This window comes from Micromonospora sp. MH33 (assembly GCF_003013775.1).
Taxonomy (GTDB): domain Bacteria; phylum Actinomycetota; class Actinomycetes; order Mycobacteriales; family Micromonosporaceae; genus Micromonospora; species Micromonospora fulviviridis.
Window position 1 is genome coordinate 1 of sequence record NZ_MUYZ01000361.1, and the last position, 6082, is coordinate 6082.

The window sequence follows — 6082 nt, forward strand, 5'->3', positions numbered from 1 at the left end:
CTGGCCGACCGCGCCCCGCCCGGTCCCCGCCGCCGACCTGCTGCCCGAGCGGGCCCTGGCCGGGGACGCCGAGGCCCGCCGGCGGCTGCGCCACGACGTGTACGCGCCCCTCGCCCGGGCCGGCGGCGAGCTGCTGGAGACCCTGGACGCGTTCTTCGCGGCCGGCGGCACGCTGGAGAGCGCGGCCCGGGCGCTCTTCGTGCACCCGAACACGGTGCGTTACCGGCTCAAGCGGGTCGCCGAGGTGGCCGGCTTCTCCCCGCTCACGCCACGGGACGCGTTCACCCTGCAGGTGGCCTTGACGGTCGGCCGGCTCGACCCCGTGGTCCCGGGCGTCGCACCGGTCCCGAGCCAGACATCCGCCCCAGGGGCTAACAAAACGCCGCAGACAGGTGATGATCGGCGCCGATCTTTGTAGGTATCCTCCAAAGCTTCTAGTGCGGTTTGGTGCCGTGCGTTACAGCGCGACCCGCGAGTATCCGTCAGAGTCGTAGACGTGCTCGCCGTACTCTCACCCGGACAGGGTTCCCAGAAGCCCGGTTTCCTGACTCCCTGGCTCGACCTGCCCGGTGCGGCGGAGCGCCTGCGCTCGTGGTCGGCGCTGGCCGGGGTCGACCTGCTGCACCTCGGCACCGAGGCCGACGCGGACGAGATCAAGGACACCGCGCGCACCCAGCCGCTGCTGGTCGCGGCCGCGCTGCTCGCCGGCGAGCACCTGGCCATGCAGGACGTCGCGGTGGTCGCCGGCCACAGCGTCGGCGAACTGGGCGCCGCGGCCCTGGCCGGGGTGCTCCCCGCCGAGGCGGCCGTGACCCTCGCCGGCGTACGCGGCCGGGAGATGGCCGCCGCCTGCGCGCTGGAGCCGACCGGGATGGCCGCCGTGCTCGGCGGCGACCCGGACGAGGTGCTCGCCGCCCTCGACGCGCACGGGCTGTACCCGGCCAACCGCAACGGCGCCGGCCAGATCGTCGCCGCCGGCGCGGTGACCGGCCTGGAGAAGCTGGCCGCCGAGCCGCCGACCCGGGCCCGGGTGATCATGCTCAAGGTGGCCGGGGCCTTCCACACGCCGTACATGGCCCCGGCCGAGGCCGCGCTGGCCGAGGTGGCCGCCGGCATCACCCCGGCCGACCCGGCCCGGATCCTGCTCTCCAACCTGGACGGCGGCGCGGTCGCCGACGGCCGGGAGATGGTGCAGCGGCTGGTCCGCCAGGTCACCGCCCCGGTCCGCTGGGACCTGTGCATGCGCACGCTGGCCGACCTCGGCGTCACCGGCGTGATCGAGCTGCCGCCGGCCGGCACCCTGGCCGGCCTGGTCAAGCGCGAACTCAAGGGCGAGGGCGCGCCGGAGATCGTCACCCTGAACACCCCCGACGACCTGCCCGCAGCGCGGGACCTGGTCGACCGGCACAGTGGCGGGCAGCAGGCATGAGCGCGAGGAACGAGCCGATCCTGCGGGTCCCGCAGTCGCGAACGGAAGGTAGACACTGATGGCCGGCAGCCGGATCGTCGCGATGGGGCACTACCAGCCCTCCCGCGTGATCACCAACGACGACCTCGCCCAGATGGTCGACACCAACGACGAGTGGATCCGGGACCGGGTCGGCATCGTCACCCGGCGGATCGCCGGGGACGAGACGGTCGCCGACATGGCCACCGCCGCCGCCGGCAAGGCGCTGGCCAACTCGGGCCTCACGGCCGCCGACATCGACCTCGTCGTGGTGGCCACCTGCACCTCGGTGGACCGCAGCCCGAACGTGGCCTGCCGGGTCGCGGCCAAGCTGGGCATCAGCGCGCCGGGCGCGTACGACATCAACACCGCCTGCTCGGGCTTCGCGTACGCCCTCGGCACGGTGGACCACGCCATCCAGGCCGGGGCGGCGCGCAACGCGATCGTCATCGGCGCGGAGAAGCTCTCCGACTTCACCGACTGGACCGACCGCTCGACCTGCATCATCTTCGCCGACGGCGCCGGCGCGGCCGTGGTCACCGCGGCCGCCGAGGGTGAGCCGGCCGGGGTGGGCCCGGTGGTGTGGGGTTCGGTGCCGGAGAAGAGTGACGCGGTCCGGATCGAGGGCTGGCGGCCGTACATCGCGCAGGAGGGGCAGGCGGTCTTCCGCTGGGCCACCACGGCGCTGGCCCCGCTCGCGCTCCAGGCCTGCGAGAAGGCCGGGGTGGACCCGTCGGAGCTGGCCGCGTTCGTGCCGCACCAGGCCAACGGCCGGATCATCGACGGCATCGCCAAGCGGCTCAACATCCCGAACGCGATCATCGCGAAGGACATCGTCGAGTCCGGCAACACCTCGGCGGCGAGCGTGCCGCTGGCCCTGTCGAAGCTGGTCGAGCGGCGCGAGGTGCCCGCGGGCGCCCCGGTGCTGCTGTTCGGCTTCGGCGGCGGCCTGACCTACGCCGGTCAGGTCGTCCGCTGCCCCTGAAGACCCCCTCGGGCGCGAGCGCGCCGAGGTGTGACGGCCGGCGTCGCCGACCGTCGAGTGAACCCCCGATGAGAGGAACCAACCGCAATGACCCGTGACGAGATCACCGCCGGCCTCGCCGAGATCCTCGAAGAGGTTGCCGGGGTGAACCCGGACGACGTGGCCGAGGGGAAGTCCTTCACCGACGACCTCGACGTCGACTCGCTCTCCATGGTGGAGGTCGTGGTGGCGGCCGAGGAGAAGTTCGGCGTCAAGATCCCGGACAACGAGGTGCAGAACCTCAAGACCGTCGGCGACGCCGTCAGCTACATCGAGGCGCAGTCCTGATCATGAGTCGTCCCGACGTCGTCGTCACCGGGCTCGGCGCGACGACCCCGCTCGGCGGGGACGTCGCGTCGACCTGGGACGCCATGCTCGCGGGTCGCTCCGGGGTGAGTGCGCTCACCCAGGAGTGGGCCGCGCAACTGCCCGTCCGGATCGCCGCGCAGCTCGCTGTCGACCCGTCGACGGTGCTGGACCGGGTCAAGCTGCGCCGGCTCGACCGGTCCGAGGCGATCGCCATCGTGGCGGCGCAGCAGGCCTGGGCGGACGCCGCCCTCGCCGACTCCGGGCTCGACCCGGAGCGGCTGGCGGTCAGCATCGGCTCCGGCATCGGCGGCGCCACCACCCTGCTCGCCCAGGACGACATCCTGGAGGCGTCCGGCCCGCGGCGGGTCTCCCCGCACACCGTGCCGATGCTGATGCCGAACGGTCCGGCCGCCTGGGTCGGTCTGGAACTCGGCGCCAAGGCCGGTGTGCACTCGGTGGCCAGCGCCTGCGCGACCGGCGCGGAGGCGATCGCGCTGGGGCTGGACATCATCCGCTCCGGCCGGGCCGACGTGGTGGTGGCCGGCGGCACCGAGGCGGTCATCCACCCCCTGCCGATCGCCGGATTCGCCTCGATGCGGGCCATGTCGACCCGCAACGACGAGCCGGAGAAGGCGTCCCGCCCGTGGGACAAGGGCCGCGACGGCTTCGTGCTCGGTGAGGGCTCGGGCGTGGTGGTCCTGGAGCGCGCCGAGCACGCCGCCGCCCGCGGCGCCCGGGTGTACGCGCGCCTCGCCGGCGCCGGGATCACCTCGGACGCGTACGACATCGTGCAGCCGCACGCCGAGGGCGAGGGCGCCATCCGGGCCATCGCCAAGGCGGTCGCCGACGCGGACGTCGCGAAGACGGACATCCGGCACGTCAACGCGCACGCCACCTCCACGCCGGTCGGCGACATGCTGGAGATCGGCGCGCTGCACAAGGCGGTGGGCGACCACCCCCTGCTGACGGCCACCAAGTCGATGACCGGGCACCTGCTCGGCGCGGCCGGCGCGCTGGAGTCGATCGCCACCATCCTGGCCATCCGGGACGGGGTCGTACCCCCGACGATCAACCTGGACGACCCGGACGAGGGACTCTCCCTGGAGGTGGCCGCGCACAAGGCGCGCCACCTGGAGATCCCCGCGGCACTGAACAACGCGTTCGGTTTCGGGGGGCACAACGTGGCCCTGGTCTTCACCCGGCCCTGAGCACGGCGTACCCGGTCCGGGCCCGCGTCCCCAGCAGGACGCGGGCCCGGACCGCGTCTCAGCGCCCTGCCAGCGCCCGCGCCGGGCCGCACCCGGCTCTGCCGGCGGCCCGGTCCGGCCCGCCGGAGGCCGTTAGGGTGAGGGCCGCCGAGCCGTCGAGGAGCACCGCGCGTGGAAGCGACCGAGATCCGCAAGCTCGCCGCGCTGGAGGACACCCACTGGTGGTACCGGGAGCGGCGGGTCCTGCTGGGCCGGGCGCTGCGCCGGTTGGCCGCGGCCGGCACCCGCCCCGGCCGGGCGCTGGACGTCGGCGCGGCCGGCGGCGGGAACACCCGGGTGCTGCGGGCGCACGGCTGGCGACCGCTCGCCCTGGAGTACAGCGCGGAGGGCGCCGGGGTGGCCCGGGAGCGGGGCCTGGACGTGATCCGGGCCGACGCCCGGCACCTGCCGGTCCCCTCGGCCGGCCTGGACCTGGTGGTCGCCTTCGACATCCTGGAGCACTTCGACGAGGACCACCTCGCGGCCGCCGAGATCCGGCGGGTGCTGCGCCCCGGTGGGACGGCGCTGATCGCCGTGCCGGCCGACATGCGGCTCTGGTCGGCGCACGACGTGGCGGTCGGGCACGTGCGCCGCTACGACCGCGCCGGGCTGCGGGCCGTGGTGGCGAAGGCCGGTCTGGTGCCCGACGAGCTGTGGAGCTGGAACGTGCTGCTCCGCCCGGTCGCCGCCTGGCGGCGCAGGAGGTCCACCGGCAGCGACCTGGACGACCTGCACCCGCTGGTCAACATCGGGCTGCGCACGGTCATCACCGCCGAGCGGTACCTGCCGGTACGGACGCTGCCCGGCGTCTCGTTGATGCTGCGGGCCCACCGCCCCGCCTGACGTTCCGCAGGGCCGGCGGGCTGGACGCGGGAGCCGACCCGGACGCCCACCGCGGACCCGCCGGCGCCGTCAGCGGGGCGCGGGCATCGCCTCGCGGGCCAGGGTGAGCGCGCCGAGCAGCGCGGCGGCCTCGCCGAGGCCGGGGCGCTGCACCCCGGTGACCAGCGGGCCGCCCGCCGGCAGCGCGTCGGCCGCCAGGGCGGTGAGCACGCTGTCAGGGCCGACCTCCAACAGGGCGCTCACCCCGAGGTCGTGCAGGTGGGTGACGGTGTCGGCGAAGCGCACCGCCTCCCGCACGTGCCGCACCCAGTAGTCGGGGGTGCAGATCAGCTCCGGGTCGGCGACCCGGCCGGTCAGGTTGGACACCAGCGGCACGGCCGGCGGGGCGTAGTCGAGGCCGGCGGCGACGGCGGCGAACTCGGCGAGCATCGGCTCCATCAGCGGGCTGTGGAACGCGTGGCTGACGGTGAGCCGCTTGGTACGTACGCCGAGGGCGGTGAAGTGCTCGGCCAGTGCGGCCAGCGCGTCGTCGGCGCCGGACACCACCACGGCGGCCCGCCCGTTCACGGCGGCCACGGCCGCCCGGTCCGCGTACGGGGTGAGGGCGTCGGCCACCTCGGTCTCGCCGGCGGCGACGGCGAGCATCCCGCCGCCGGCCGGCAGGGCCTGCATGAGCCGGCCCCGGTTGCCGACCAGGGTGCAGGCGTCCGGAAGGCTGAGCACCCCGGCGACGTGCGCGGCGGTGATCTCGCCGACGGAGTGCCCGGCGACCAGGTCGGGGCGGACGCCCCAGCCCGCCAGGAGCCGGTGCAGCGCCACCTCGACGGCGAAGAGCGCGGCCTGGGTGAAGACGGTCTGGTCCAGCAGGTCGGCCTCGGCGCTGCCCTCGGCGGCAAACAGCACGCTCTTCAGCGGCCGGGGCAGGTGCGCGTCGAGGTGCTGGCAGACCTCGTCGAGGGCCTCGGCGAAGGCGGGGAACGCCTGGTACAGCTCGCGGCCCATCCCGGGGTGCTGCGCGCCCTGCCCGGAGAAGAGCACGGCGAGGGTGCCGCCGGGCGCGGCGACGTCCCGGTGCAGGGCGGGGTGGCTCTGCCCGGCGGCCAGCGCCCGCAGCCCGGCCAGGTGGGTGTCCCGGTCGGCGGCCAGCAGCACGGCGCGGTGCCGCAGGTGGGACCGTGCGGTGGCCAGGGCCCGGGCCACGGCCGGGTCCGG

Annotated in this window: 6 protein-coding genes and 1 pseudogene; 6 read left to right on the forward strand and 1 reads right to left on the reverse strand. The window is 75.1% G+C overall.

The genetic code is table 11. The features are described 5' to 3' along the window. The 6 genes and pseudogenes from B0E53_RS32170 to B0E53_RS32195 form a co-directional block, all read left to right on the forward strand. Positions 1-418, forward strand: a 418-nt coding sequence (locus B0E53_RS32170) for a helix-turn-helix domain-containing protein (protein WP_210406297.1), incomplete at its 5' end; no start/stop codon positions are given. A 78-nt stretch (positions 419-496) separates the two neighbouring features. Continuing rightward, positions 497-1414, forward strand: a pseudogene (locus B0E53_RS32175) (ACP S-malonyltransferase); the annotation flags it as partial. A gap of 73 nt (positions 1415-1487) precedes the next feature. Next, positions 1488-2432 carry a beta-ketoacyl-ACP synthase III gene (locus tag B0E53_RS32180; RefSeq protein ID WP_107079415.1) on the forward strand — a complete coding sequence of 315 codons (945 nt, stop codon included), beginning with the start codon at positions 1488-1490 and terminating at the stop codon, positions 2430-2432. A gap of 87 nt (positions 2433-2519) precedes the next feature. Next, positions 2520-2759: an acyl carrier protein gene (locus tag B0E53_RS32185; RefSeq protein ID WP_007072348.1), complete on the forward strand. Its 240-nt coding sequence runs from the start codon at positions 2520-2522 to the stop codon at positions 2757-2759. 2 nt (positions 2760-2761) lie between these two features. Further along, positions 2762-3988, forward strand: a complete 1227-nt coding sequence (gene fabF / locus B0E53_RS32190) for a beta-ketoacyl-ACP synthase II (RefSeq protein WP_107079416.1) — start codon at positions 2762-2764, stop codon at positions 3986-3988. Positions 3989-4159: 171 nt separating this feature from the next. Further along, positions 4160-4870 (forward strand): class I SAM-dependent methyltransferase, encoded by a 711-nt coding sequence (locus B0E53_RS32195; RefSeq protein ID WP_107079417.1) that lies wholly within the window; start codon positions 4160-4162, stop codon positions 4868-4870. Positions 4871-4939: 69 nt separating this feature from the next. On the opposite strand, the gene B0E53_RS32200 is transcribed toward B0E53_RS32195, so the two are convergent. Beyond that, positions 4940-6082: acyltransferase domain-containing protein (locus tag B0E53_RS32200; protein ID WP_146167852.1), on the reverse strand; the 1143-nt coding region annotated here is incomplete at its 5' end.

Coding starts and splice junctions, on each gene's coding strand:
- B0E53_RS32180 (WP_107079415.1), top strand. CDS start 1,488: ATGGCCGGCAGCCGGATCGTCGCGATGGGGCACTACCAGCCCTCCCGC.
- B0E53_RS32185 (WP_007072348.1), top strand. CDS start 2,520: ATGACCCGTGACGAGATCACCGCCGGCCTCGCCGAGATCCTCGAAGAG.
- fabF (WP_107079416.1), top strand. CDS start 2,762: ATGAGTCGTCCCGACGTCGTCGTCACCGGGCTCGGCGCGACGACCCCG.